At 44.3% G+C, this 26,389-nt stretch carries 27 protein-coding genes, 1 tRNA gene and 2 riboswitches; of the genes, 4 read left to right on the top strand and 24 right to left on the bottom strand.

Annotated features, from left to right (window positions below; translation table 11 throughout):
* The 3 genes from AE2B122_RS08150 to metX all read right to left on the bottom strand — a co-directional run bounded on the left by AE2B122_RS08150 (position 1) and on the right by metX (position 4,038).
* On the bottom strand, positions 1 to 1,002 hold the full coding sequence (locus tag AE2B122_RS08150) for an aliphatic sulfonate ABC transporter substrate-binding protein (protein ID WP_095268511.1): 1,002 nt from the start codon (positions 1,000 to 1,002) through the stop codon (positions 1 to 3).
* Positions 995 to 2,785, bottom strand: a complete 1,791-nt coding sequence (locus AE2B122_RS08145) for a PLP-dependent aspartate aminotransferase family protein (protein WP_095218544.1) — start codon at positions 2,783 to 2,785, stop codon at positions 995 to 997. The genes AE2B122_RS08150 and AE2B122_RS08145 overlap by 8 nt, the downstream gene beginning before the upstream one ends.
* A gap of 75 nt (positions 2,786 to 2,860) precedes the next feature.
* Positions 2,861 to 2,969, bottom strand: a riboswitch (SAM riboswitch).
* Between the two features lies 1 nt (position 2,970).
* Positions 2,971 to 4,038: a homoserine O-acetyltransferase gene (gene metX / locus AE2B122_RS08140; RefSeq protein ID WP_175073703.1), complete on the bottom strand. Its 1,068-nt coding sequence runs from the start codon at positions 4,036 to 4,038 to the stop codon at positions 2,971 to 2,973.
* 75 nt (positions 4,039 to 4,113) lie between these two features.
* Positions 4,114 to 4,224: riboswitch (SAM riboswitch) on the bottom strand.
* Positions 4,225 to 4,879: 655 nt separating this feature from the next.
* Between metX and AE2B122_RS08135 the strand changes: the two genes are divergently transcribed.
* A complete protein-coding gene (locus AE2B122_RS08135) occupies positions 4,880 to 6,091 on the top strand; it encodes an ammonium transporter (protein ID WP_175073702.1) in 1,212 nt (403 codons plus the stop codon).
* A 20-nt stretch (positions 6,092 to 6,111) separates the two neighbouring features.
* Complete coding sequence (locus tag AE2B122_RS08130; protein WP_095218428.1) at positions 6,112 to 6,462, top strand: P-II family nitrogen regulator; 351 nt, start codon at positions 6,112 to 6,114, stop codon at positions 6,460 to 6,462.
* A gap of 185 nt (positions 6,463 to 6,647) precedes the next feature.
* Here AE2B122_RS08130 and AE2B122_RS08125 read toward each other — a convergent pair whose 3' ends face one another.
* Together AE2B122_RS08125 and AE2B122_RS08120 are read right to left on the bottom strand one after the other, a co-directional pair.
* Positions 6,648 to 6,935: a hypothetical protein gene (locus AE2B122_RS08125; RefSeq protein WP_175073700.1), complete on the bottom strand. Its 288-nt coding sequence runs from the start codon at positions 6,933 to 6,935 to the stop codon at positions 6,648 to 6,650.
* 19 nt (positions 6,936 to 6,954) lie between these two features.
* Positions 6,955 to 7,242 (bottom strand): hypothetical protein, encoded by a 288-nt coding sequence (locus AE2B122_RS08120; RefSeq protein ID WP_175073698.1) that lies wholly within the window; start codon positions 7,240 to 7,242, stop codon positions 6,955 to 6,957.
* 134 nt (positions 7,243 to 7,376) lie between these two features.
* Here AE2B122_RS08120 and AE2B122_RS08115 point away from each other — a divergent pair, with 134 nt between their 5' ends.
* A complete protein-coding gene (locus tag AE2B122_RS08115; RefSeq protein WP_175073696.1) occupies positions 7,377 to 7,931 on the top strand; it encodes a GNAT family N-acetyltransferase in 555 nt (184 codons plus the stop codon).
* Positions 7,932 to 7,960: 29 nt separating this feature from the next.
* Here the strand turns inward: AE2B122_RS08115 and AE2B122_RS08110 are convergent, their stop codons facing one another.
* The 16 genes from AE2B122_RS08110 to AE2B122_RS08035 form a co-directional block, all read right to left on the bottom strand.
* Positions 7,961 to 8,287 (bottom strand): hypothetical protein, encoded by a 327-nt coding sequence (locus AE2B122_RS08110; RefSeq protein ID WP_095268504.1) that lies wholly within the window; start codon positions 8,285 to 8,287, stop codon positions 7,961 to 7,963.
* A gap of 58 nt (positions 8,288 to 8,345) precedes the next feature.
* On the bottom strand, positions 8,346 to 8,630 hold the full coding sequence (locus tag AE2B122_RS08105) for a holin (RefSeq protein WP_254593456.1): 285 nt from the start codon (positions 8,628 to 8,630) through the stop codon (positions 8,346 to 8,348).
* Positions 8,631 to 8,739: 109 nt separating this feature from the next.
* On the bottom strand, positions 8,740 to 9,576 hold the full coding sequence (locus AE2B122_RS08100; protein WP_095218432.1) for a manganese catalase family protein: 837 nt from the start codon (positions 9,574 to 9,576) through the stop codon (positions 8,740 to 8,742).
* A gap of 147 nt (positions 9,577 to 9,723) precedes the next feature.
* Entirely contained in the window at positions 9,724 to 10,929 is a 1,206-nt protein-coding gene (locus AE2B122_RS08095; RefSeq protein WP_095268503.1) for an MFS transporter, read from the bottom strand.
* Between the two features lie 340 nt (positions 10,930 to 11,269).
* A complete protein-coding gene (locus AE2B122_RS08090; protein WP_175073694.1) occupies positions 11,270 to 12,463 on the bottom strand; it encodes a CaiB/BaiF CoA-transferase family protein in 1,194 nt (397 codons plus the stop codon).
* Between the two features lie 17 nt (positions 12,464 to 12,480).
* Positions 12,481 to 14,244, bottom strand: a complete 1,764-nt coding sequence (locus AE2B122_RS08085) for a thiamine pyrophosphate-binding protein (RefSeq protein WP_175073692.1) — start codon at positions 14,242 to 14,244, stop codon at positions 12,481 to 12,483.
* 32 nt (positions 14,245 to 14,276) lie between these two features.
* Positions 14,277 to 15,704: an aldehyde dehydrogenase family protein gene (locus AE2B122_RS08080; RefSeq protein ID WP_175073690.1), complete on the bottom strand. Its 1,428-nt coding sequence runs from the start codon at positions 15,702 to 15,704 to the stop codon at positions 14,277 to 14,279.
* Positions 15,705 to 15,709: 5 nt separating this feature from the next.
* Positions 15,710 to 16,537 (bottom strand): citryl-CoA lyase, encoded by an 828-nt coding sequence (locus AE2B122_RS08075; protein ID WP_175073688.1) that lies wholly within the window; start codon positions 16,535 to 16,537, stop codon positions 15,710 to 15,712.
* A gap of 32 nt (positions 16,538 to 16,569) precedes the next feature.
* Entirely contained in the window at positions 16,570 to 17,400 is an 831-nt protein-coding gene (locus AE2B122_RS08070) for a sugar phosphate isomerase/epimerase (protein ID WP_175073685.1), read from the bottom strand.
* A 65-nt stretch (positions 17,401 to 17,465) separates the two neighbouring features.
* Positions 17,466 to 18,743 (bottom strand): TRAP transporter large permease, encoded by a 1,278-nt coding sequence (locus AE2B122_RS08065; RefSeq protein ID WP_095268498.1) that lies wholly within the window; start codon positions 18,741 to 18,743, stop codon positions 17,466 to 17,468.
* A gap of 31 nt (positions 18,744 to 18,774) precedes the next feature.
* The gene (locus tag AE2B122_RS08060) at positions 18,775 to 19,296 is read right to left on the bottom strand and encodes a TRAP transporter small permease (RefSeq protein ID WP_095218439.1); all 522 of its coding nucleotides are present in this window, start codon (positions 19,294 to 19,296) and stop codon (positions 18,775 to 18,777) included.
* 19 nt (positions 19,297 to 19,315) lie between these two features.
* On the bottom strand, positions 19,316 to 20,314 hold the full coding sequence (locus AE2B122_RS08055; RefSeq protein ID WP_095218440.1) for a TRAP transporter substrate-binding protein: 999 nt from the start codon (positions 20,312 to 20,314) through the stop codon (positions 19,316 to 19,318).
* 54 nt (positions 20,315 to 20,368) lie between these two features.
* Positions 20,369 to 21,397 (bottom strand): Gfo/Idh/MocA family protein, encoded by a 1,029-nt coding sequence (locus tag AE2B122_RS08050; RefSeq protein WP_175073683.1) that lies wholly within the window; start codon positions 21,395 to 21,397, stop codon positions 20,369 to 20,371.
* A gap of 60 nt (positions 21,398 to 21,457) precedes the next feature.
* Positions 21,458 to 22,162: a GntR family transcriptional regulator gene (locus AE2B122_RS08045; RefSeq protein ID WP_175073681.1), complete on the bottom strand. Its 705-nt coding sequence runs from the start codon at positions 22,160 to 22,162 to the stop codon at positions 21,458 to 21,460.
* Between the two features lie 180 nt (positions 22,163 to 22,342).
* A tRNA-Arg gene (locus AE2B122_RS08040) sits at positions 22,343 to 22,418 on the bottom strand.
* A 98-nt stretch (positions 22,419 to 22,516) separates the two neighbouring features.
* Positions 22,517 to 23,323 (bottom strand): manganese catalase family protein, encoded by an 807-nt coding sequence (locus AE2B122_RS08035; protein ID WP_175073680.1) that lies wholly within the window; start codon positions 23,321 to 23,323, stop codon positions 22,517 to 22,519.
* Positions 23,324 to 23,623: 300 nt separating this feature from the next.
* On the opposite strand from AE2B122_RS08035, the gene clpP reads away from it, so the two are divergent.
* Positions 23,624 to 24,211 carry an ATP-dependent Clp endopeptidase proteolytic subunit ClpP gene (gene clpP, locus AE2B122_RS08030; RefSeq protein ID WP_038564644.1) on the top strand — a complete coding sequence of 196 codons (588 nt, stop codon included), beginning with the start codon at positions 23,624 to 23,626 and terminating at the stop codon, positions 24,209 to 24,211.
* Between the two features lie 46 nt (positions 24,212 to 24,257).
* On the opposite strand, the gene AE2B122_RS19160 is transcribed toward clpP, so the two are convergent.
* The 3 genes from AE2B122_RS19160 to AE2B122_RS08015 all read right to left on the bottom strand — a co-directional run bounded on the left by AE2B122_RS19160 (position 24,258) and on the right by AE2B122_RS08015 (position 26,304).
* Complete coding sequence (locus AE2B122_RS19160) at positions 24,258 to 24,893, bottom strand: RDD family protein (protein WP_254593455.1); 636 nt, start codon at positions 24,891 to 24,893, stop codon at positions 24,258 to 24,260.
* A 13-nt stretch (positions 24,894 to 24,906) separates the two neighbouring features.
* Positions 24,907 to 25,914 (bottom strand): signal peptide peptidase SppA, encoded by a 1,008-nt coding sequence (gene sppA / locus AE2B122_RS08020; protein ID WP_175073678.1) that lies wholly within the window; start codon positions 25,912 to 25,914, stop codon positions 24,907 to 24,909.
* A gap of 123 nt (positions 25,915 to 26,037) precedes the next feature.
* The gene (locus tag AE2B122_RS08015) at positions 26,038 to 26,304 is read right to left on the bottom strand and encodes an HPr family phosphocarrier protein (RefSeq protein WP_038564640.1); all 267 of its coding nucleotides are present in this window, start codon (positions 26,302 to 26,304) and stop codon (positions 26,038 to 26,040) included.
* Positions 26,305 to 26,389 lie beyond the last annotated feature (85 nt).

Below are 26,389 nucleotides of genomic sequence, written 5' to 3'. Positions count from 1 at the left end.
TCATTCCTCTCCAAGTTCTTGTGCGAATTTCGGTTCAATATAAGCATCAACCGTTTCCGCTACATCTTTGTTGCCTTTCCATAGATTCGCCTTTTCCAGAACAGCGCCTGACTGATTCAGAATCTCACGCTGTGTATCGCTAGGTACAGATTCAGAGAAATCATTTCGTTCCAGCTGCTTTGCAGCAACTTCTTGGCTGATTCCCGCCTCTTTGGCAACAATCTCTGCTGTCTCTTCTGGATTCTCTTCGATCCATGCTCTTGCTTTGTCATAAAGTTTCAAGACTTCTTTCACTTCTTCAGGATGATTTTCAGCGAATTCTTCCCGAACATTCAGGAAATTGTATGTGTTGAAATCTTCGTTACGATAGAAAAGCTGTGCGTCATTCTCCAATTCAAGCTTTGCCATATGCGGATCAAGTCCTGCCCATGCATCTACATCACCTGAGAGAAGAGCGCTAGCTCCGTCTGCATGCTGCAGATTGACGATTTCGACATCCTGCTCATCCAAACCAGCTTCCTGCAAGGTACGCTGCAAGAAGATATACGGATCGGTTCCGACAGTCGCGGCAACCTTCTTCCCTTTCAAGTCTGCCGGATCTTTAATGTCGCTGTCCTTTGCCGCAACCAATGCTGTCCATTCTGGTTTAGACGCCAGATATATACCTTGAATCGGATTGCCATTCGCCTTAGCAAGCAAGGCGGCACTGCCTGCTGTAGAACCGAAATCTACGCTGTTACTGTTCAAAAATTCCAGCGCTTTATTAGATCCTTGGCTGAGTGTCCAAGTCACTTCGATGTCAGAATCCTTAAAAGCTTCTTCTGCCCATCCTTTATTTTTTATCACCAGACTTGCTGGGGAGTAGTAGGCATAATCCAAACGAATCTGTTTCAGTTCACCGGATGCACTGCTTGAGTTCCCGCAAGCTGCCAAAAAAACAATTACAACCAAACTAAGTAAAGCTAGTAAACTTCTTTTATCTATAAGGGGAATCTTATTCATCAATCGTTACTCCTTTGTTATCCAGTTCACAGGCATACGTGCTGATCGTACCGCGCAAGCGCTGTGCTTCTTTGTATGTGCAGCGATTGTGAACAACTTCCAATCCTGCTTCTCTCGCAATAGCTGCGGCTTCCTGCGAAACGACACCTTCTTGGAGCCAGAAGATTTCTGGACGTACTTCAGCTGCTTCCTTAGCTAGTTCTACAGCAGCTTCGGGACTGCGGAAAATCTGAGCGATATCGATTTTCTCAGGCACGCTTGTCAAATCGGGATAAGCCTTTTCTCCCAATACACTCGTTTCAGCAGGGTTAACCGGAATGATTTTGTATCCGAGTCGCTGCATCTTCCGTGCCAAACGGTTGCTTGGGCGCTGTTCCTTACTGCTCAAGCCCACTACAGCGATCGTTTTTTGACGGCCAGTTGCATCTGTCGCACTGCCTAGCGCTTCCCGAATAACGGCTTCATCATTGATGACAATTTTCCGTGATTCAGAACGGATTCCCGTCGCTTTTTCCAACGCTCTGTCCAAATCATGGATAAGATCATCCACTGACTCTATTCCAACGGACAAGCGCACCAATTCTTCTTTCACTCCTGTAGCTGCGAGCCCTTCTGCATCCAGCTGAAGATGTGTGGTCGATGCTGGATGTATAATCAATGATTTTGCATCTCCCACATTGGCAACGTGTGACCAAAGTGCAACATTATTGATCAGTGTAGCACCAGCTTTTCTGCCGCCCTTAATACCAAAATTAACAATGGAACCAGTACCGGATGGAAGTACTCTCTTTCCTATTTCATAGGATGGATGGCTGCTGAGTCCTGGATAAGCAACCCAATCAACTGCCGGATGCTGTTCAAGATAAGTCGCAAGCTTTTCTGCATTTTGTACATGGCGCTCAACGCGCAAGTGCAAAGTCTCAAGCCCCTGAATCAGCTGCCATGCATTAAACGGACTAAGCGCAGCGCCTAAATCACGAAGCAATTGCACGCGCAATTTCGTACTGAAAGCAAGTGTGCCGAAATCAAATGCATAGCGGATGCCATTGTAGCTTGGATCCGGTTCTGTGAATGTCGGAAATTTCGGTGAATTCCAATCAAACCTGCCTCCGTCTACAATCAATCCCCCTATAGAAGTACCATGACCGCCAATCCACTTCGTCGCACTGTGAACAACAATATCAGCTCCAAGTGTAATCGGTTTGCTCAAAATCGGTGTAGCAAACGTACTGTCAACGATTAGCGGAATACCAGCATCGTGCGCCACTTTTGCTACTGCTTCTACGTCTAGCACATGCAGACTCGGGTTTCCAATAATTTCAGCAAATACAGCCTTCGTTTTGTCTGTAATCGCTGCACGGAAAGCTTCCGGATCAGTTGGATCAACGAATTTTACGTTGATTCCATAGCGCGGAAGTGTCGTTTGAAATAGATTATACGTTCCGCCATACAAATTGGTCGCTGCTACGATTTCATCTCCAGCGGCTGCCAGATTGAGAATGCTGTAGCTGATTGCTGCCATACCAGAAGCAACGCCGACTGCTGCAACGCCGTCTTCGAGCAACGCAATCCGCTTTTCCAAAACATCGACTGTAGGATTGCCGATACGGGAATAAATGTTACCCGGCTCATCCAAGGCGAATAGACGCTCTGCATGATCTGTATCATGGAAAAGGTAAGAAGTCGTTTGATAAAGCGGAACTGCTCTTGAACCTGTTGTCGGATCTGGAGCTTGCCCGCCGTGTAATGCTAATGTCTCCGCTTTATATACTTGATCTGTCATTTTGTCATTCCTCCAATTTATATATAGATGAAAAAAAGCAGCTTCCGGTAAGAAGCTGCTGCATAAGCATGGAACTTCTTATCTCTCAAACTCTTTGTTTGCTGGAAGTAGCACCTTCCAAGCATTGCTGCTTGCAGGTTGCCGGGCATCATAGGACCAGTCCCTCCGCCTCTCTTGATAAGCTATTATGAAATTTTCATAGGCTGCTGAAGCACCTGACGGATATGATGTCCCCATTTTTCAAATTCGAGCAGGAAGCCATCGTGTCCATAGATTGTTTTAACGTCTACATGACGGGCACCCGGAACTGCTGCTGCAAAGCGTTCAATCTCTTCAGGCGGAAACAGCAAATCTCTGGAGAAGCCGAATGTCAGTACAATTGCCTTTATACTTTGAGCGGCAGACTGCCATCCTCCTCTTCCCCTGCCGATATCATGACTGTTCATCGCCTCTAATAAAGTCATATAACAATTGGCATCAAAGCGATTGACGAGCTTCTCTCCTTGGTAGTTCAAATATGATTCCACTTCATATGCCGCATCGTCCCTGCGGGATGCAGCGCGGCGGAAGCGTTCATTATATTGGTGATCGGAACGGTAAGTAAGCATTCCTACCATCCTTGCAAGTCCGAGACCAGCGGCAGGTGGTTTATCTGCTGTGTAATTACCATTGTTCCAATTGTGATCGGAAGTGATAGCTGTCTTGGCTAAGTGATTATAGGCAATTGCATAATCACTTACGTAAGGAGTTGCCGCCAAAGGGATCAGTACATCCATGAAATCCGGGTACATGACACCCCATTCTAGTACTTGCATTCCACCTAATGATCCGCCGATCACAGCTCTCAAATGAGAGATTCCTAGTTTCTTCAACGCAATGCGCTGAACTGAAACCATGTCACGGATCGTAATAGCTGGAAAAGCAGCCGCATACCTATCACCTGAAACTGGATCTGCCGATAAGGCGCATGTTGTGCCATTGCAGCCACCCAGCACATTGAATGTAATTATTTTATACCGGCTGGTGTCGATAAACCCTCCTGGCTGCAGCAATCCGCTCCACCAGCCTGGATTTGTACCAGTACCGGCCGCAAATTGATCTCCTGTCAGCGCATGGCAGATAAGCACCGTTTCTCCTGATTCAGGACCGCTTCTTTCATAAGCTACTTCCACTTTTGAAAGGATCTCACCTGATTCAAGCTCGATATCACCTATGAGAAGTTTGCCGGTTTGGTATGACTGTTCTGACTCCATGTTCCGTACGCTTCCTCCCCTCAAATAAAAAAGCCACCCTGAGAGGACAGGGTGGCAATATGTACCGACTTGTCTCTCTCATCTTAAAGTGCATACGCACTTTCAGGAATTAGCACCTTATAAGCATTTCTGCTTGCAGGTTGCCGGGCATCGTCGGGCCAGTCCCTCCGCCTCTCTTGATAAGAGCTTGCTATTTATTTGTTAACAGGATTGTAGCATGGGTTAAATTATCAGTCAACTATAAATTCTGAAATTTCCATTTACGCTGTAAATATCCCTAGAAATTTGGACGCCCCGCATCAGCGAATGCCAATGCGGGGCTAAAATGTAACTTTTCTATTGTAAGTAGAGGATACCTAATACATCCCCTTGCCGCGGTACTTGTTCCACATGGTAGTTTACACTTAAACGATGCAATCCCTACCTCTATTGCATCCTCACGGCTCCTAGGCCGCTCCAGTCTGAATAAGTACTTCTAATTAAAACTATAGCAGAATGCCAATGATATTCGATAAAGTTACTCAAACATCGAATACGTTAACTATCTTATCATGCTTTACAATTATTGTCAAACTTCCGATACAGGACATCTTCGCAGCTATCTATCTATTCCCGTTGCAAAGAAGTACAAACCACCCCAAATTTCCCATTTGCCATAAATTCTGTCCTGTTTTAGGTAACGCTTCATGACAAAAGCCCTGAAAACACTTACATGAGTTGGTCAGAAATATTCACGTAAGATAACCTGACAAGTTTGTTACATTTTTTTGCGTGGCACTTATATAATGAATAAAGATTTAAATTTTCAAACAATTAAAGATAAACACAGGGGGTAGAGAAAATGGATATGGCTAATACGGTATTCATGTTTGTCGCAACCGTCTTAGTATGGTTGATGACACCAGCACTCGCACTCTTCTACGGCGGGTTAGTAAGAAGTAAGAACGTGCTGAGCACAGCGATGCACAGCTTTACGACAATGGCAATTGTGTCGATCATCTGGATTATCATTGGCTTTTCCCTGGCGTTCTCACCAGGTAACGGAATTATTGGAGGCTTGGATTTCTTCGGGCTTACTAATGTCGGTTTCGAGCCGGCTGAAGGACACACTATTCCATTCAATTTATTCATGATGTTCCAAATGACATTCGCGATTCTGACAACTGCAATCGTGTCTGGCGCTTATGCAGAACGTATTCGTTTTCCTGCATTCATCTTATTTACAGTTTTATGGGTCCTTATCGTCTACTCCCCGCTTGCACACTGGGTATGGGGCGGCGGCTGGATTGCGGAAATGGGCGCACTCGATTTCGCAGGCGGAAACGTTGTTCACATTTCTTCCGGTCTTGCAGGTTTGGTTGTTGCCATCGTCATTGGCAAACGAAAAAACGCCGGCTCAACTGCACCGCATAACCTGATCTTCACCTTGATTGGCGGCGCTTTGCTTTGGTTCGGCTGGTTCGGATTCAACGTCGGTAGTGAGCTTGCTTTCGATGATGTAGCAATGTATGCCTTCATCAATACGAATACTGCAGCTGCTTCTGGTGTACTAGGCTGGATGATTATTGAATGGGTCGTCAACAAAAAGCCGACACTATTGGGAGCGGTATCCGGTGCGATTGCCGGTCTTGTAGCAATCACTCCTGCTGCAGGTTTCGTCTCTCCAATTGCAAGCATTCCTATCGGTTTCATTGGCGGTATCGTTTGTTTCTGGGGCGTTGGCTGGCTGAAACAAAAGCTTGGTTACGATGACGCACTAGATGCCTTTGGTCTGCACGCTATCGGCGGTACGTGGGGCGGCATCGCAACTGGCTTGTTCGCTAGCGATTCCATTAATGCAATTGTTGAGCACAACGGTCTTTTCTACGGCGGCGGTATTGATTTATTATGGAGACAGGTAGTTGCCATCATCGCGACATTCGCCTTTGTCGGCGTGGTGACATTTATCCTGATTACAATCGTCAACCTCATCTTCAAAGCACGTGCTACAGATGATGAAGAAGCAAAAGGTTTGGATCTGACAATGCACGGCGAGCGCGCTTACCAGGATTAAACTATAAGGAGGAACGGTATATGAGTGACATGTTCAAGGTTGAGATTATCACTAGGAACTCAGCAGATCTTGAAGCATTCAAAATGAAAATGGCTGAAATCGGAGTATCAGGCATGACTTTCTCCCATGTACAAGGATGCGGTCTAGAGGAAGGCTACACAGAGCTATACCGCGGTGTCAAGAAAGTGCAGAATGTATTCGATCGGCTTAAGATTGAGATTGTCGTCAGTGCAGTTCCAGTCGATGATGTCATCAAAGCAGCTACTAGTGCACTCCATACTGGGAAAGCTGGTGACGGAAAGATATTCGTCTATCCTATCCAACAAACGATTGATATTAATACAGGAAAACAAGGCCCTGCTGCCTTATAAGAAAAGCGCTCCTTTTAGGGGCGCTTTTTCCTATCTATGTAAAAAGCCAGCCTTCAGAAGACTGGCTAGGAGAAGAACATGAGCTGTCAATTATCACTAGGGCATTTGAAATGCATATATTATGAGCAAAAAAGCTGGTAGTAGCAATCCCGCTTGGAGCAAGCAGGAGCGCTACTTCTATAGCACTATTCTACATGATAGATTTTAGCTGTATTCGGGTCATTATCATTGTTGACACGATCTTCATCCACAAGGCTTTTCAAGTTCTTGATAGCATCTTCAAATTCAGTTAGAGATAGCTGTTTCGTTGCGTAAAGGGAACAAAGCATGGCATATGCAATCGGCATTGTATTCACTTCTACAATAACATCGACATCTGAGTTACCGCTATTGGCAACTTGGGAATTGTTATCGTTTCTACTGGCTGAAAATGGATTCTGGTTCGGGTTCTGGTACTTTCTAAGATTGCTCATTGTTCTTCTCCTCTCTTAATTATCTGCGGAACTTTTTGTGTTTCTTGCCGTGATCGTGATCGTGACCGTTCTCATCATCATTGTCATCTTCTTCAACTTCTGCGTCTGCTTTTGTTTTTACCCAGACGTAGGAGTTTCCGCTTTTTACTACTTTTGCTTCGTTGTGGTTCTTGGATTTGTTCTTAGCTGCGGCATCTACTTCTGTGCCTTCGAATTCTTCATCATCGTGTTCTTTGTCATGTTTGTAATAGCTCATTTCTTGGTTGCTCCCTTCGTATTTATTTCTGCTTTTCCATTTATCTCCCATCTGTAATACCTCCTTAGGTTTTGTAATCACCTTACAGTTATAAGCTATGCAACTAAACCTAGATGTGTATGGTCAAACTGTTCAGGGGCAAACATGGAATTTGGTGATATAGTAAAGGAGAGGAGGAGTGCATAATGGCTTTCGATTTTCAGGCATATGCGGATGGCATTTTAGTGCGTCCGCTGCTTAAAGAGGATTACACCAAATGGTTTAGCGGCTTCAGCAGACGTAAGCTGTCTCAGCATACTCATGATCCAGGGCTGCTCGACATGACGGATTGTACAGACTCATGGTTTGCTGCTTTAGTGGACAAGCATCAGCAGCTCGCTGCTGAAGACAAAGCTTATATTTTTGCTGTATTCAGGGTGGCGGATGGCGCACATCTTGGCATGATTGATTTTTCTACATTAGCACGTGATCACTTTCAGTGGGGAAGGATCGGCTATACGATCCATAATCAATACTGGGGAAAAGGCTATGGCAAGGCCGCAGTCCGTTTGGCACTTGATGCAGCAATCTCTCAGCTTCACTATCAGCGAATCGAGGCCCATATTAATTTGGATAATCCGCAATCAATTGCCCTTGCGAAAAGCGTTGGCATGCATTATGAATGCATTCGCAAAGGCTTTATTTTTGAAAACGGACAATGGACAGACCACCTCGTTTTTATTCATTCAGCACAAAAATGACGGGCTTCTGCAGAAGCCCGTCGAATCGGTTACTTATTTTCTTCCTCATATTCCCTTGTCAGGTTCTCTGCTTCTTCCGGCATCCCATCATGACGCTCATAATTATCTTCATCTACTTCCTCATATACTGCCTGTTGCTCTTCACCAGCAGAATTATCATAACGGATTTCTACATAGCCGCCATCCGCATATACATAAAAATTAGTAGTGTCACGAGTCAGATTCACATCATCCCCTAGGTCAGAAAGATGCTCGTTCTCTAATTCGATTACTTGTTCAATCTCGGGATCATATTGTGACCCACATGCAGAGAGGATTAGTAACAAAATAGGAAAGGTTAAGAATAGTTTTTTCATGAGTAGACCTCCATCAACAACTTTTACTATTTATTAGCCTATTTGTTACTTCATTAAACTATTTGTCTGGCGGATGTTTTCTTGAGGAGAACGAATTATACAGGCCAGCACTTGCCAGTCCAGCAAGGCCGCCTGCCCAAAGCCTTGCTGTCAGCTCAAAGTCTGTAAACGGATATGCCGCAGCTCCTAGCACTGCACCGACGAAAAGGCTAAGCAATGCATGATACGGCTTCAATCGGGGAAGACTCCGCTTCAGCAGTTCCATTAATGCAGTCACAATTGGGGCAAGGATCGTCGAAAATACCAGCACTTGATACATCGTTTCATTTTGAATCGGATCCATATGTCACACCTCCCTCTTGTACTGCATAATATGCGGACAAGAAGTGGCATGCTGACGACAGCAACCTAAATAAAAAGACGTCAGGCAGCAGCCTGTACGTCTGACATAATTACATCATTGATTTTGGCGGCGTATCATGAAAGAGAAATGGTGCCGGCTTGAGCTTTGGTGCACCTGCAAACGGTTCTGGCTCCGCTACGTAATTGAACTGACCTCTGCCGTCCATACTCGGTCCGCTTGCCCAACGACCTTTTGAGCTTGCATCGCCTCGTGAGAAGTTGAATAGTGTATATGCAACTTCGCTCTTCTCCAGTTTTCTCGGGAACGTCGTAGGTACGACAATATCCCCTTCACGCTCTTCTAGTTCTTTAATTGCAGCAATCCATTGATTCTGGTGCATTGTATCCCTCGCGATAAGGAAAGACAGCATATCTCGTACACCAGGATCATCTGTCATTCCATAAAGGCGTGTCACTTGCAGACGACCTTGGGATTCAGCATTCAAATTTGCCCGGAAGTCAGCAAGGAGATTTCCACTAGAGATAATATATTTAGCATTCCAAGGATAACCTGCTGCATCCGCTGCCATAGCTCCAAGGCCAGCTACAATTCCATGCTGCGGGTTCGATCCCCCTATAATAGCATTCAGTGCGGGATCTGATTCATAAGCGTTCTTCTGATCCTCGAAAGGGGCGTCATCCAGAAGCCTCGCTATCATTGTAGCGAGCATCTCCACATGAGCCATCTCCTCAGTGCCTGTATCAAAGAGAAGATCTCTATATTTATCCTCCGCTCCTCTTGTGTTCATCCCCTGCATCAAATATTGCATCATAACGCTGATTTCACCGTACTGTCCGCCCAATACTTCCTGCAGCTGTCTTGCGAAAACCGGATCCGGCTTTGATGGCTTCGCGTGATATTGCAGTTCTTTGATGTGAAAAAACATACGCTTCCCACCTCTTTCGTTTTTATCCAACGCAGAATTATATGAGCGTCGGAACGAAAGTATGCATGTGCTTACCCATAAGGAACATACAACTTGGAAGAAAACTATAAACTTGCTTGTAACTATGAAAATAGGTAAATACGGATATTAGTTCTCCATTATTGATTCCTGCTGATTGTTACTTTTCCATATGAAGGTAATTGCGAGACCAATAATTAAAATCACCGCCGAAAATAGATATGGATAGTGAATGTTTATATCGAATAATATTCCACCAAGTGCAGGACCAATTATATTACCTAAACTTGTATATGTTGAATTCATTCCAGCTACAAAACCTTGCTCCTTGCCCGCAGTTCTTGATAGAAATGTTGTCAATGCCGGACGCAGCAGATCAAATGCAAGGAAGATAAAACACGTTACTGTCAGAACTAATAGGAAGCTAGAAATTACGGTCGAAACAACTGCTAAAACACCGCCGATAATCAAGCATAGCTGTATCAACTTCTTTTCTCCCATGACATCGACCATTTTCCCGAACAGCAGCACCTGCACAATTACACCAAAGATCGAACTAACAGTAATGATTAACGCTATGTCTTTTGGCGTAAATCCAAACTTGTGATCAGAAAACAGACTGAACACAGTTTCATATGCCGACAAACCGAATGCGAGGACAAACACAATAAAAAACGCAATGAAGTAGATTGGATTCAATGATTTTTTCAAGTCACCCAGGAAACTAGTCCCCTTTTTACTGGCTGCAATTTCAGCCAGCTGTTCCTTGGACAATGGCTCTTTTAGTATGAAGATAGATAATATGCAAGCTAAAAATGCGATGACTGCCGCAACATAAAATGGCATTCGAATACCATATTCAGCAATGTAACCACCAAGACCCGGTCCTATGATAAAACCTGTACTAATAGCGGCTGACAAATACCCCATCGCTTTCGGACGATCCTTATTTGTAGTGATATCTGCTACATATGCAGTAACACCAGGCATAATGAAGGAAGCACTAATTCCTCCAAGGATTCTTGATAGGTAAAGTAAAGATACATGTGTTGCCAAGCCGAAAATCAGCTCAGAAACGGCAAAAAGAAATAAACCTGCTGTAATGAGTTTCTTTCTGCCATAACGATCCACCCAGCGTCCTGCAAATGGAGACATGACCAATTGCGCCCCTGCGAATGCAGCGACAAGATAACCCATCGTCTTACCTGATAAGTGCATAATATCCATGAATGACGGCATGACAGGAATGATAAGCCCCATCCCTAAAAATGCGATAAATAAATTGCTTAATAAAATAATTAATACGGATTTTTGTTCTTTTATTGGCTTCTTCAAAACTCATTTCTCCTTTTGCTACAGAACTATACGGGAAGCTTACTTAACCATTTATGCTTAACTAAACAAAATAGTTCATACAAAAGTTAAGTTAAGTTAATTAATCTATACTCATTATAATTGTTTACTTTGCTTTGTAAAGCAGCAAAAATAGCTTCCTAGCAAAATCGGCTATCACTTAGTTATTTTGATAAGACGCAAACGACTTTCCGCAATAAAAATAGCAAGGCTGGCAACTGCCAAAACCTTGCTGATTAAATTTCTGCAGCAGTCAATATCCAGTTCTCTAACGCAATCTGTTTCCGCCGCCGTTGTAGTATATTTGAATCAGGCAACTACTTTATATAACTTCGTTTTGTTTTAGCGCTTCAATCTCTTGAGGCGAATATCCTAACCCTTTTAAAATTTCTTCATTATCTTCACCTAAATCGGGTGCAACTGAACGTATACTGCCAGGTGTCTTTTCAAATTTCGGGACAATACCAGGTACTTTGATATTCCCAAGTCTCGGATGCTTTACTTCTACAATATTTTCACGTGCCTTGTACTGTTCATTTTCAAATATATCAGCAATGCTCAATACTGGACTTATCGGCACGCCAACACCATCGAGCTTCTTTAATAAAGCTTCACGCGGATGATCGTTAATCCAATCTCCAACAATTTGGTTGATACTATCATTGTTCTCCAGCCGGCTTGCATTGGTATGATAACGCGTATCAGTCAGTAGATCACTACGATTCATGGCAGCTGCCAGCCGATTGAAGGTTGTATCCGTGCTCGTAACAAGTACAACCCAGTGGCCATCCTTCGTCCTAAAGGTTCCGGACGGTGAGGAATGTCCAGCTAAACCTGGTGAGCGCTCCCGGATTTTACCGAGCTGATCGTATTCGGCTACGAGAAATTCCATCATTCGAAAAACCGATTCATAAAGGGCAACATCTATCATCTGCCCCGAGCCCGATTCCTTTGTGTCTCGGTGATAGAGAGCGGTCACAGCCGCAAAGGCGACATAAATTCCGCATATATAATCTGTCAGCGAAAACGGCGGACTTACCGGGTGACGATCGGTGAACCCCTGCAAATACGTATAACCGCTGAACGCTGTCGCTGGCGTACCAAAGCCGGCCTTTTCCCGGTATGGACCTGTCTGACCGTAACCCGAAACACGTACCATGATTAAATTCGGATTGATCTCTTTCAATACATCATAGCCTACTCCCCATTTTTCCAATGTGCCAGGGCGAAAATTCTCAACTAGAATATCATGTGCCGCTGCCAGCTTTTTCATAATTTCCACGCCAGCTGTCTTATGCAAATCCAGTGTTAACGATTTTTTGTTCCGTGACAGACCGGGCCAGCGCAGCGGTTCATCTCCTTTAAATGGTCCAACACTTCTTGATGTATCTCCTCGTCCTGGTATTTCTACTTTGGTAACTTCCGCACCAAAATCTCCTAATAATGCCGTCCCAAATGGGGCTGCGATCATCGTGGAGACATCCAGAATTTTTACACCTTCCAATGGTGTTGGCATATTTTGTTCCTCCTTTCTTAAGGAATTCTTACATGTGACTTTTCGCTATCTGGCGAATAAATATCATTAATATTCCACTTTCCATCTGTCGGTACAGGCTCATTTATCATAGCTACATCAATCACAACAGGTTCATTTGCTGCAATTGCTTCTTTTAATGCCCCTTTGAATTGCTCGGCATTTTCAATCTTGATTCCCTTTATGCCATATCCTTTCGCAATTGCCGCGAAGTCTGGTGAGTAGCTATTACCGTCAATTTGAAATCTCGTTCCGTACGTTGTGTCATAATGCGCCATTTCCAAACCGGCGATTGTACCAAAAGCACTATTATTCATAACAACCCAGACGACCGGGATATTTTCTTCTTTTGCTGTTGCGAGCACGGAAGGATTTTGTCCGAATCCACCATCTCCTATCAGAGAAACGACTACCTTTTCCGGGGCAGCTATTTTCGCCCCAAGAGCAGCTGAACTACCGAAGCCCATCGTTGCAAAGCCGCCAGGTGTTAAAATGGAGCCTGGTGTGTAAATAGGAAATTGCTGTCCTACGCCGTTCTTATTCCAACCAACATCAGTTGTAAGATAGGCATCCCGTGGAAGAACATCACGAACCTCAGCCAATATTCGTTCTGGTTTCATGGGGAAAGATGTGCTGTGTATATTTTTTGAAATGCCCTCGCGTAATGATTTGCGATATGATACGATCTCTTCTTTTAATTGATGATTACGATCAATACCGTCCGGATATATGCGCTTAGCTACCCTATTTAGTGCGATGAAAGCTTTTTTCAGATCAGCAACCGCCCCGATTTCAACTGGGTAGTTACGACCGATTTCATTCGAATCTATATCAATATGAATCAATTTAGTTTTCGGAAAATGAAAGGTTACATCATCATACCAACTGCTTGAATCCGCTTCTGAAAAGCGAGTGCCTGCCCCGAAAATGTAATCAGCATTTTTTGTTTGATCATTAATAAAGCTTGTGCCCCAGAAGCCTGTCATCCCAAGTGTCAGTTTATGGTCATCTGGCAGGACACCTTTTCCCATCAAAGAATGAGCTACCGGTATGTTCATATGCTCCACAAATTTCCGCAGCTCCTCAGCCGCATCGGCCAGCACCACGCCACCTCCGGCATACAGTACCGGACGCTTCGCATCAGCTAATTTCTCTACTATACGAGCTGCTGTTTCTTCATCTAAGGATGGTTTTTCCACTACCTGAGTGTGATGCTTGAGCAGCTTGAAGCCTTCTTCCTCAATCTCCTTCGAAAACATATCCATCGGTACGGATATGAGCACGGGGCCTGGGCGGCCGCTTTCTGCCAGCTGGAATGCTTTTTGAAGAATTTCCGGGAAAAGCTCAGCCTGATCAACACGCCACGCTCGCTTTACGAACGGACGATAGATTTCATATTGCGCGCCGTCAGCGTGCATATTTACTTCCTGGTGCGGATGTTTTCCGTAGTAATAACTCGGCACATCACCTGCGATAACAACCATAGGAGTAGAGTCTAAAGCTGCATTGGCAACTCCTGTTGCAGCATTCGTTAAACCTGGTCCTAAGTGACTCAGTACTACTGCGGCTCTTTTCGTTACTCGGGCATATCCATCCGCTGCATGCGACGCAATTTGCTCATGGCGTACGTTAATGAACTTGATAGTGCTTTTTTCTAATTCCGCCAACACAGCTATATTGGTGTGTCCGCACAGCCCGAATATATGTTTCACACCGCGAGATTCTAGGTATTTGACTAACTGCTCCGAAACCAACTTTTTCATACTAAGGTATCCTCCTGGCTCTTCTGTTTTGGTTACAGCAAATCCTGAAGCACGACCATTTTCATTTCCGTCATTTCTTCTGCAGCAAATCGGGGACCTTCTCTGCCAATTCCGCTGTTTTTGATGCCGCCATAAGGCCAATGATCCAAACGGAAGTTAGATGAACCATTAACGACAACACCGCCGACCTCCAGTTCTTTTGCTGCCTTCCGGATCACTTCCAGTGAGTTTGAAAAAATGCCGGCTTGCAGACCGAACTCCGACTCATTCACTTCTTTGATTGCACCGTCCAAATCGTGATATGGCAGCACACTGACTACCGGTCCGAATACTTCCTGGCAGACAACTTTACTTTGCTTCTTCGGCCGCAGAAGAATTACCGGTTCTATGGAAGCGCCGTTCGCATTCCCACCGTGGATGAGCTCTGCACCTTCTGCCACAGCTTCATCGATCCAATTGCGGATCCGCTCTGCTGTTTGTCTATTTACGACACATCCGACATCTGTACGCTCCTCTTCCGGGTTCCCTACAATAAGCACTGCTGTACGTTCTTTTAGCTCTGCAACAAATGTCTTCAAGATCTGTTCATGAACATAAATACGCTGGACGGAAATACAGCTTTGCCCCGAATTACTGAAAGCTGTTTTCGCACAAATGGCTGCAGCCCGCTCGACATTGGCATCTTTATGAACAATGGTTCCCGCATTTCCGCCGAGCTCTAGTAACACTTTTTTCATGCCCGCTGTTTTGCTGATTTGCCTGCCACCTGGAACACCTCCGGTGAAAGAAACAAGATTGACTCGATCATCCTGAACGAGCTGCTCGCCTATCTCTTTCTCACCTAAAATCATGTGGATTGCCTGCGTCGGCATACCAGCCTCCAGAAGCAATTCTACAAGTGCAGCCGCAATCAAAGGCGCTTGCGGTGCTGGCTTTAGAATGGTGACATTACCCGCAGCAAAACTTGGTCCGATCTTATGACATATCAAATTAAGCGGTGCGTTAAAAGGCGTGATAGCTGCAACAACTCCTACAGGAACACGAAAAGTTAACGCCATGGAGGATGCTCCTCGCTCTGAAGCTCCTCCCGGAATTGTCTCTCCAAAAAGTCGTTTCGCTTCCTCAGCTGACAGCTGCAATGTCTCTATGGAACGAGCAACTTCATCCCGTGTATTTTTCAGCGCCTTCCCTACTTCTTTCGCGATCAAGTTCGCAAATTCTTCCCTGCGTTCTTCCAGCAAAGCCGCAGCCCGATACAGCACCTTAGCACGGAATGCTTGTGAAAGTGCCGCAATTTGCTTTTTATTGCTACCGGCTGCTGCCAACGCCTGGTCGACTTCTGCTTTATTCGCTGTGACTTGAACGCCAACTTGTTCATTTTTATAAGGACCCAGCACCGGGATCGGTTCACGATCATCATCAATCCATACACCATTTACAAAAGGTCTGGCCTTTCGCATTCCTATCACTCCTTCTGCATATCTTCTGGCATATCTCCTGTATATTTGACGAGCTTTTCCTCATTAGGACACGGCCCTTTGATCAAAGTGCCTTGCATTAGTTCTTCATAGGCATGCGCAACGATTCCCATTCCCCGCGCGAGAGAAAAAATACCTTTTGCTGCTTCTGCCGGGATACCGAGCTCACACTGAATGGCTGCAGAAATGCCATCAACGTTAATCGTAAACGTGCGTTTTTTAACTGCTGACATCGTTTGTCGGTAATCCTCCAGAATCGCAAGATAATCTCCGGTGATCTCTCCGCTATCAATCACCTGCTGTGCCAAATCGTACAGCCTGTTAACTCGCGGATCCCGATCATGCAGCTGATGGCCAAAACCAGGCAGCTTCTTCCCTTCTGCAAGGAACTGCTGCAAGGTATCCGCCACAGCATTTTTATTAGAAGTCAGTTCTGTATTCGTTTTGTATAACAATTCCATTGCGCCCTCTACTGCCCCGCCATGAATGTCTCCAAGCATATTAATTCCAGTGGCAACTGCCGAATTAAAACTAACACCGCAAGTAGCTGCCATTCTCGCTGCCGCTATGGAAGGTGCGCGCGGACCATGATCTGCACCGGCTACAAGCACACTTTCGAATAATTTAGCTTGCTGTTCAGTTAGTTCCTTGCCGACCAGCAGAAAAAACAGCATTTGGCTGTAAGATACATTTCCAATCAGATCCTCAATACGTTTTCCGCGAAGGATGATGGAATTCTTCTTGATGTCGCTAATCTCTGTTTCCCACCAGGCGCCGCCATTTTTGTAATGCTCCAAGGCACTTCGTCCACTCATATACTCACCTCTCAAAAAATCAATCTTGTACACTAGTATATGTTCACGTCATCCAGATTCAGACTGATATATTCCTTTGCCGATTGTAAGCATCTTCTCGCATATTCCTCGAATCCTAATTCCTTTGTTCGCTGCAAGTGAGGTATCTCTAAAGAATATGGGATCTTCGGAACCTCCCGTAATATCTCTTTGATAGGAATACCGCCTTCTCCAATATAGAGGCGTTCCTCTCTCATTATCTGGATCATTTGTTCTCTAGATGCTGGGATCTCTTTGCTTGCATCACATAAGTGAAACATATGAAACCAATTAGCAGGTATTTTTTTGAGATCGTTTACATTTTCCTTTGAACGATGAAAGTGATGACTATCAATCATCAGTCCTGCATTATCCTGAGCAGCGGCGGTCAGCATGGTGACCGCCTGCGCTAACGTCGCAATGGATGCCACAGGAACAAATTCCAATTCGATCGATAATTGATATGTTTTTGCTAATTCACATAATTGGATAAACCGATCTGTAGCAAATTCCAGATCATCTGTCCAAACACTGCAAAGCACATGCCGGGCTCCCAATTCAGCTCCAACTTCAAAAGCTGGTTCGTACTGTTTCGGATCCATGCCATCTATTATTTTGGCAAGCTCTATATCTAACACTTGGATACCAGTTTCACGAAGTGCTGTTTTTGTTTGTCTCAGCATTTTCTTGTTGCTAGCCAAGTTATAATCCGGTTCATTTTTCAGTCCCATACAAATCGGTCTGATGCTTACAAAATCAAAGCCTGCCCTGGCTGCAATATAAGTGAGTGTTGGGGGAGGACATGCTAATGCTGTCAGATGCGCTAAAGAAAATTGATCCTTCAAAGTGATCAACCTTTCTGTATGATTCTTTCTTCTGAGCAATAACTGTCTGATTTGCTAGCTGTTGTTTACTTCCCGCCTAACAGGAGCAGTGTTATTTCCGGAATGAGGATAACAAGAATCAGTGCAACGAGCATGACTGCAATAGAAGGAACGATAGCTTTTGAGATTTTCATAATCGGCAAGCTGGAAATTTCACTGGCAACGAATAAATTTACGCCGATAGGAGGTGTGATAAAACCGATGACCAGCGTCAAAATAATTATCATTCCATATTGAACTGGATCAAATCCCAGTTCGACTCCAACAGGTATCAATAGCGGTGTGAAAATAATGATTGCTGCCGTTGTATCCATAACCATTCCGATGAAAAGCAGCATGATTACAATAAGTGACATGAGAATAACAGGATTATCGGAAATGGATAACATTCCATTGGCAATTCGGCTTGGCATTTGTTCAATGATCATGATTTTACCGAATGCTGTAGCAGCTCCAATGATCAGCATAATGGTCGCTGTCGTCAATGCTGCATTCCGAAACACGTCGTACAAGTCTTTAAGTCGCAATTCCTTATACAGGAAGACTCCCGCTATTAATCCGTACACAACTGCGACAACTGCTGCTTCTGTTGGCGTAAAGAACCCGCCATAGATTCCGCCTAATATAATCACAGGTACAAGCAGTGCCCATTTAGCATCCCAGAAAGCACGTATCACGCGCTTTAACGAGAAAGCTTCTCCGGTTCCGCTGTATCCTTTTTTCTTGGCATAAATATAGACATAGACCATTAAGAGAGCGGCAATAAGAATACTCGGCAGCACACCTGCAATAAATAAATCGCCAACCGAAGTGCCGCTTGCTACGCCGTACACAATCATCGGAATACTCGGGGGAAGGATTACTCCCAGTGTTCCTGCAGCAGCCACTATGCCAGCTGCGAATTGCTTGCTGTAGCCTATCTGGACCATGGCAGGAATCATGATTCCTCCTACCGCAGCGACTGTAGCCGGTCCTGAACCTGATATTGCAGCGAAAAAGAGACATGTGATAATCGTCGTCATCGCAAATCCGCCGGCTACATTCCCAACTACCGACTCTGCTACCTTGATCAATCGTTTTGAAAGTCCTCCCTTCCCCATGATTTCCCCGGCTAATATAAAGAACGGGACGGCCATGATCGGAAAGGAATCTACAGAAGTAATTAACCCCTGAGCCAAAAACGACAGTGACATATCTTGGGCGAAAAGCAGCGTAGCGATGGAAGACAAAGCTAGTGCAATACCAATCGGGACGCTTACTAACAGTAAGAGACCAAAGCTGCCAAACATAATGATTGCAGACATTTCTCACTCTCCCAATATCGTATTTCCAGCATTAATATACAGACGTTTGTTCTTCTTCAGGCAGCTTATCCCCGCCTCCGCCGCGGAGCATATGGATGTGCTGCAGCAGCTGCTGTATGATACGTAAGGATGTCAGCAGCATGCTGACGGGTGCAGCCATATAGACAAGCCCCATATTTACTTCCAAAGCAGGTGAACGCTGCCCCCATAGCAAGATTTGGGTACTGATCTTACCTCCATAAACTAACAGGAATAACGCGAATAACAGAAATAACAAATTCACGATGATATGGAGGACTACCTGCTGCTTTCCTTTCAGCACTTGTAAAATCGCGTCTATCTTGATATGCCGCTGCTTTTTAACCCCATAGCTTATTCCGATAAAAACAAGCCAGATAAAGCAGTAACGCGCCAACTCTTCCGACCATCCAATAGACGATCCCAAGATAAAACGCATCATAATTTGAGCTGAAATAATGACGACCATTACAGACAGCAAAAAAACCATTATGCTTTCTTCCGCGTACCGGTTCAACCATCGAATAGGCTTCATAGGAACCCCCTTAGATCTATCAATTGGTTTCTGCCTCTATCTGTTTTAACCACTCATCTCCATACTTATCTATATATCTCTCACGAACCTGACTAGTTGCTTCACGAAAACGCTCCAGCTCTTCTTCACTTAACTCTGTAACCTTCATACCCTTCTCTTTCACGATTGCGAAACTATCTTCTACTTCCTGCTGATTCATTTTCCGCTGCTCCTGCTGTACTTCATCAGAAATTCTCTGTACAGCTGCTTGTTCTTCTTTCGTCAATGACTCCCAAAAAGGTTTACTAACCATGAATGGACTCGCATTGTAAATGTGATTGGTCACAGTCAGATGATCCTGTACTTCATAGAAATGACTGTTTACCACATTTCCCACCGGATTCTCCTGGGCATCCACAGTTCCTTGCTCCAGCCCAATATATAATTCACCGTAGTTCATCGGAGTCGGATTGGCGCCCAGTTCACTCCAAAGCTCCATATGCCATTCGTTTTCCAACGTTCGAATATCCAACCCTTTGACATCGTCCACCGTCTTGATTTCACGCACATTATTGCTAAGCATTCGGAAACCATTTTCCCAATAATTCAACCCAATTACGTTTTGCTCGTTTAGTTCATCCAGTAGACGGTCTCCAACGTCCCCGTCCAATACCTCATAAGCCTCCTCCTCATTTGCAAACAAAAATGGAAGCTCAAACACGTTGAATGAATCGGCAAATTGGGCGATAGGACCTGTTGACATAGAAGCTCCCTGAATCGTATTCAGCTGCATTCCTTCAAACACTTCTCTGTCTCCGCCAATAACACTGTTTGTATACACCTCTACATCAATGGAACCATCCGTTTCTTCTTCCAGTCTTTCTTCAAATAAATACAGTGCCTTACTCAAAGAACGATCATCTGGCGTAGCGTTTGCAAGGCGCATCACTTTCACTTCATCCTTGGACGAAGAACCATTGCAAGCGCTTACAAATATCACTACAATAATCAGTGATAAGAACAGAAACAATTGTTTCATCCAACCCCCACTTTCTCCTGAATGGAACGATTGTGCTTATTTACCTTTACTCTCTCACAGTGTCACCCTTCTCTTCTCACGAATGGACAGATTGATTGCCTCTAGTACTTCCAGCGTTCTTAACCCTGCTTCTCCGGGTACTCGCGGCATAATCACCCCTTTCATTACATCCTCAAAGTGCTCTAATTCGGCTGCTATCGGATCAACAATATCAGCAGGCACAAATTGCTGTTCAATCAAAGGATGCTTCCAGCCATACTCCTCCTCACAGTATTGATAACAGCGAAAGCTTGGAAAAGCCAAACTCCCTTTTGTGCCGAAGAAGTGATAGCAATCCTCATTATAAAAGTGATAGATTGGGTTCTCCTTCACATTGAACTCATAAGACCAAGGAGACGGCACACCGTCGGTCAGAAAGTAGTGAATAACTGTCCCATCTTCTGCTTCTAATATTGCAGTCACTACATCCTCCACCTCTGCAGAACGAATCTTGTTCCGCCCAACAGCGTAAGCGCTTTCAATTTTCAAATCGGTAACATAGAGCAAATTATCCAGGTCATGAATGCCATTGATTAAAAGCGGTCCGCCTCCTGCTTTTACGCGCCAGGCTTCCTTGTAGTAATCCTGGTTTTTGGCAAGGGCCCATGTCATATTTACACTGACTAAATCACCTATGACATCACTTTTCAGCAAGTGCTTCAAGTGATTGATCTTTGCAGAAAAACGTCGATGATGACCTACTAAAAGCTTTACCTGCTTCTTCTGACAATAATCGATCATCTCTTGAGCAGCATCCATTGTATCTGCAATCGGTTTTTCCACCAAACAATGCAATCCTTTATCAGCACAATATTTAACAGCTTCCTTGTGAAGGTGATTCGGCAATGTAATAATCACCCCATCCAAGAGACAATTATCAATAAGCTCCTTATAATCCTGGTATAGTGGCACATCCAGCTCCTTTGCCCGCTCTTTTGCACTTTCATTATTGCCAGCAACTGCTGCCAGTGTAAGTCCAGGCGTCTTCTTCGCCTGCTGCGCAAGTGTATACCCATGATTCAGTCCTAGTACCGCAATTTTCATACCGTTATTCTCCTTTTAGCATACTAGTATACAAGTTAGGCATCACACAAAGCTCCTCAGCTAAAAGTGAGCTTCAAAGTATTCAGCATACTTTTCCATTATGTCGCCATAGTGACTGGCTGCTGTGTCCAGATGTTGATTCAGCCTTTGCGCAACTCCGTCTGCATCATTTTTTTGGATCAGCGCAATTAAATCCTCATGATCATGTATAACACGCTTCATTTCCCTCGTCTCAAAGAATTCCAAGTAGCGGATTCTATTCACATGACCTCTAATTTGACGTACAACAGAAGCTAAGGTCTGATTACCGCATATTTCAAGGATTTTATCGTGAAATACCTCATCATGCTGATAAAAAGCAGCGACATCCTGACTTTTAGCAGCAGCCCTCTGCTGATCCATAATATGCATTAAATCAGCCTTATACTTATTCATTTGTGCATCAGCTTCATCCCATTTGACAGCAGCTTCCCGAAAAGCAACACCTTCCAGACTCTTTCTAACCTGAAAAGCTTCCTGTACCTTTTTTTTCGAAACATATTTCACCTTGATACCTTTTTGGGGAATAATCTGCAGAAACTCTTCTGAAGCCAGCATTTGAATCGCTTCCCTGACAGGCGTTCTGCTTAATCCTAGTTCTTCCGCAATCGCGCTCTCATAAATCATCTGTCCCGGCTTGTATTGTAAGGTGATGATGTTATTGTATAAATGCTTATATACTTCATTAGCTAACGTCCTGCGCTGGACAGCGAAGAACTTATTCATCTTTATCAGCTCTTTATCTTCTGAATTGTTTAAAGCCAAATTTATACTAGTATACCTGCAAAGAATTACGCTTCATGCTTCTACTGTATGCTTCTGTTTGAGATAAATTACCTGTTTGCATACAAAAAAACAGCAAGAGCGGCATATAGCCAAACTCTTGCTGCTTTCTGTATTTATTAGCGCGCTCGGAGGGATTCGAACCCCCGGCAGACGTGGTACCGGAAACCACCGCTCTATCCGACTGAGCTACGAGCGCATATGTAATTAATGTGACAACGATTATTATACGTTAATTAGCAGTTATAAGCAAGTTCTTTTTAAATAGAAGAGAAGCCCCTAATAAGGGGCTTCTGCTTATTTTGGATACATAAAGTCTGGCGCTGGATTCAGCTCTTGTTTTTCACCGTGCGCTGTTGGCGCTTCTTCATATTTGAACGTGCCACCATCAGGAGCTGTACCGTTCGCCCAGCTGCCTTCTTTGGACTCTTCTCCTTCCGAGAAGTTGATCAGGCTGTGAGAGAAGTTGTCTGCTTCTAGTTCTTTCGGGAAGGAACCAGGTACAATAATACCGTTCTTCTCCTCCAATTCACGAGCTGCAGCAATCCACTGGTTTTGGTGCATGGAATCACGTGCAAGCAAGAAGGATAACATGTCGCGAACACCTTTGTCTTCTGTCATTTCATATAGACGAGCAACTTGTAAACGACCTTGAGATTCTGCATTGATATTCGCACGCATGTCTGCGAGCATATTACCGCTTGCGATGATATAACCTGCATTCCATGGCATACCATTGCTATCTGTCGGACGAGGTCCTAGGCCGGCAACAATCGCATGCTGTGGGTTCATACCGCCTAAAATGGCGCCGATAACAGGGTTTTGCGCAGCTTCTTCCTGTTCATTTACTGGTGCACCTTCGAGAAGACGAGCAATCATTGTTGCAATCATTTCAACGTGACCGATTTCCTCAGTTGCTGTATCCATGATCAAATCTTTATATTTTTCTTCACCACGAGCGCTCCAGCCTTGGAAGAGATACTGAAGGGCAACACTGATTTCGCCATACTGACCTCCAAGGATTTCCTGCATCTGTTTTGCAAATAATGCATCTGGCTTGTCTGGTTTCGCTGGATATTGAAGTACTTTCTGATGATGGAACATGTTGTTACCTCCTAGGGTTTAGTTGGTTTCAGTTGATTACATTCCACCTTGGTAAATTTTCTAAACCATTTCCTAATGATGTAATTTAAATGAAAAATAAGCCAGATTGCAGGAGTTTGTCAGTTAAAAGTCAAAGTTAACGAGAGACTCTATTTCCAGCGTTTATATGCCTCCCAACTAGGGAAGCATGGAATAGGCGAAAGAAAGTAAGTATTTTGTTTGACCTTTATTGACCTTTTAGGTAATATAAGGTTAGTCATTACTTAGAATAATGAGCTCATATCCAAAGGAGGATCTACCATGAATCTAATCCCTACAGTTATCGAACAGACAAACAGAGGAGAACGCGCTTACGATATCTACTCCCGTTTGCTAAAAGACCGGATCATCATGCTCGGTAGCGCGATCGATGATAATGTTGCCAACAGCATTGTTTCCCAGCTGTTATTCCTAGCAGCAGAGGATCCAGAAAAAGACATTTCTCTATACATCAACTCACCAGGCGGATCTATTACAGCAGGTATGGCTATCTATGATACAATGCAGTTCATCCAGCCGAAAGTATCTACTATCTGCATCGGTATGGCTGCATCCATGGGTGCATTCCTATTGACTGCCGGTGAAAAAGGCATGCGTTATGCACTTCCTAACAGTGAAGTCATGATTCACCAGCCGCTAGGTGGTACACAAGGACAAGCAAGTGATATCGAAATCCATGCTCGTCGTATCATCGAAATGAGAAAGAAATTAAACGAAATCATGGCAGAACGCAGTGGACAGCCGCTTGAAGTAATCGAGCGCGACACAGACCGTGATAACTTCCTTACAGCTGAACAAGCAGTAAACTACGGCTTGATCGACAAAGTAATGGAGAAAAAACCTGTTTAAGACATAAGAAAAAGCCATCCAGCAATTAAAGCTGGATGGCTTTTTTTCATTCATGGATTACAAGTGTGTCAGCGAACATATCGTGCAAGCCTTGCTTCCTTGGTGTGAAAGCTACTACTGCATAAAGGAAAAACAGGAATAGCAGACGATGAATGAAACGGCCGACTACTTCCCGGATAAGAGTGTCTGACCAGGAAAGCCGCTCTCCATCCTTCCGAATGACTCGCAGTCCGAATATCATTTTGCCTAATGTCTGTCCGCGCCATTTGGTCATGAAAAGGAAATAAGCAAAGAATATCACGCCGCCAAGTAAACCGCTGACACTCCACAACCAAAGCGTCGCTTCACGGAAGGAATCTATCATCGTGAATGGTTTAACGATCAGACCCGTCAAACTGAATACAACAATAAGGTCAACGATATATGCCCAAAATCGCATCCAAAAGCCTGCATATCGTTGTTCACCTGCTAGTGGAGATAAAGGAATCTCTGCTTCTTGTCGGTGATCCTTAATCTCCTTATCATCAGCCTGGTTTTCTTGATACGTATTATTATAGGCATCCGATGCTTTACCAGACGCTGTATGTTCATCAGTTTCCGTTGCTTCAGGTATCTCTGTTCGGGAAAAATCCTGATCGGATGACGTCAGTTCTTCTGGATGCTCACGTTTCTCTTTATCCATATTCTAACGCCTCCTATTCCGTATAAAGATACATAGCTTCAGGTGAATTCGATTTGCCCATTAGCTGCTTGATGCCGAGCAAATCAGAATCGGAAACAAACAGACCTTCGGCTGCTGTTGCCCAGAAGGAGCCCATACCAAAGCTACTTCCTGTATATTCGAATACTTCCGCGTTTTCGAGACCTTGCTCTTCTTTCATCATGCTAATCGTATCTTCAAGATCCCCTAGATCATCGACCAGGCCATTTTCCATAGCTTGTTTACCGGAATACACACGTCCGTCTCCAAGTTCACGTACTTGATCTTCCGGCATACCGCGTCCGTCTACAATGACTTGGACGAAGTCAGCATACATATCATCAATGATGGACTGCAGGATATCCCGCTCTTCATCCGTCATTTCTCTCGCTCCAGACATGATGTCCTTATGCTCAGCGCTCTTGATAACTTCCTCTTTGATACCGATTTTATCTGCAAGCTCGGCGTAATTGAGTGTAGACATGATAACACCAATTGATCCTGTCAGTGTAGCGGGGTGAGCGACAATCTTATTCGCACTTGCCGCTAGATAATAGCCGCCAGAAGCTGCTGTATTACCCATCGACACATAAACTGGCTTTCCGTATTCTTCTTGTACTTCTACTACCTTATCGTGAATTTCAGCACTTTCGACGACACCGCCGCCAGGGCTGTTCACTTCGATGATGACACCTCCGACAGTATCATCCATACCAGCCTGCTCCAATTGCTCTAAAAAGGCTGTATGATTATATGTAGCGCTTCCCAATAAAGAAGCTTCTTCTCCAGTATCCTGAATTGTACCTTCTACTTTCAGTACCGCTATCCGATTCGTCATATCTCCATCTTCAACAACTTCTTCACTCATATAAGTGCTTCCAGTTGCTGAATCAAACGCTTCTGTGAAGTTGCTATTAATCACAGCGAACAAGGTTTGGAAACCGACCGATGCGGCAAGCAATCCAGCTGCAATTCCGATTGCGATCCAACGTTTTGCGTTCAAAATGTAATCTCCTTTCTTTCTTATAAAAATCTTACAATACATAGCCTACACTAGGACAGCGTCGGTTACCACATATTAGCAAAAAAAAGCCCTGAATAATTCAGGACTTTTTTTGCGGGAAAATCAGCTGGCTGCTGATGGAGTGGTAATGAAGGCCGTAAGCTCCTCCATTGCTTCCACCTCATCCGAACCATCGATTTTCAAGGTGATCAATTCTTCTTGGGCTATAGCCAGGCTCATCAAACCCATGATGCTTTTAGCGTTTACCGATTTGTTCCCTTTTTCTACAAACACAGAGGCGTTGAAACGATTGGCTTGCTGGACGAAGCTTGCTGCGGGTCTGGCTTGCAAACCAGTATCCAGGGTGACACGCAAGGTTTTTTGGATCACATGTGATTCCTCCCATCTTCCAAGTAAGCGCTACCAAAACATTGAAAAAGAAAACACCCATTTGAGTGTCTTCTAAGTATACCAC

It is taken from the genome of Terribacillus sp. AE2B 122 (assembly GCF_902497585.1).
Lineage (GTDB): Bacteria > Bacillota > Bacilli > Bacillales > Amphibacillaceae > Terribacillus > Terribacillus saccharophilus_A.
The sequence above is the reverse complement of the archived record's forward strand: the minus strand, read 5'-3'. Positions and strand labels throughout refer to the sequence as shown.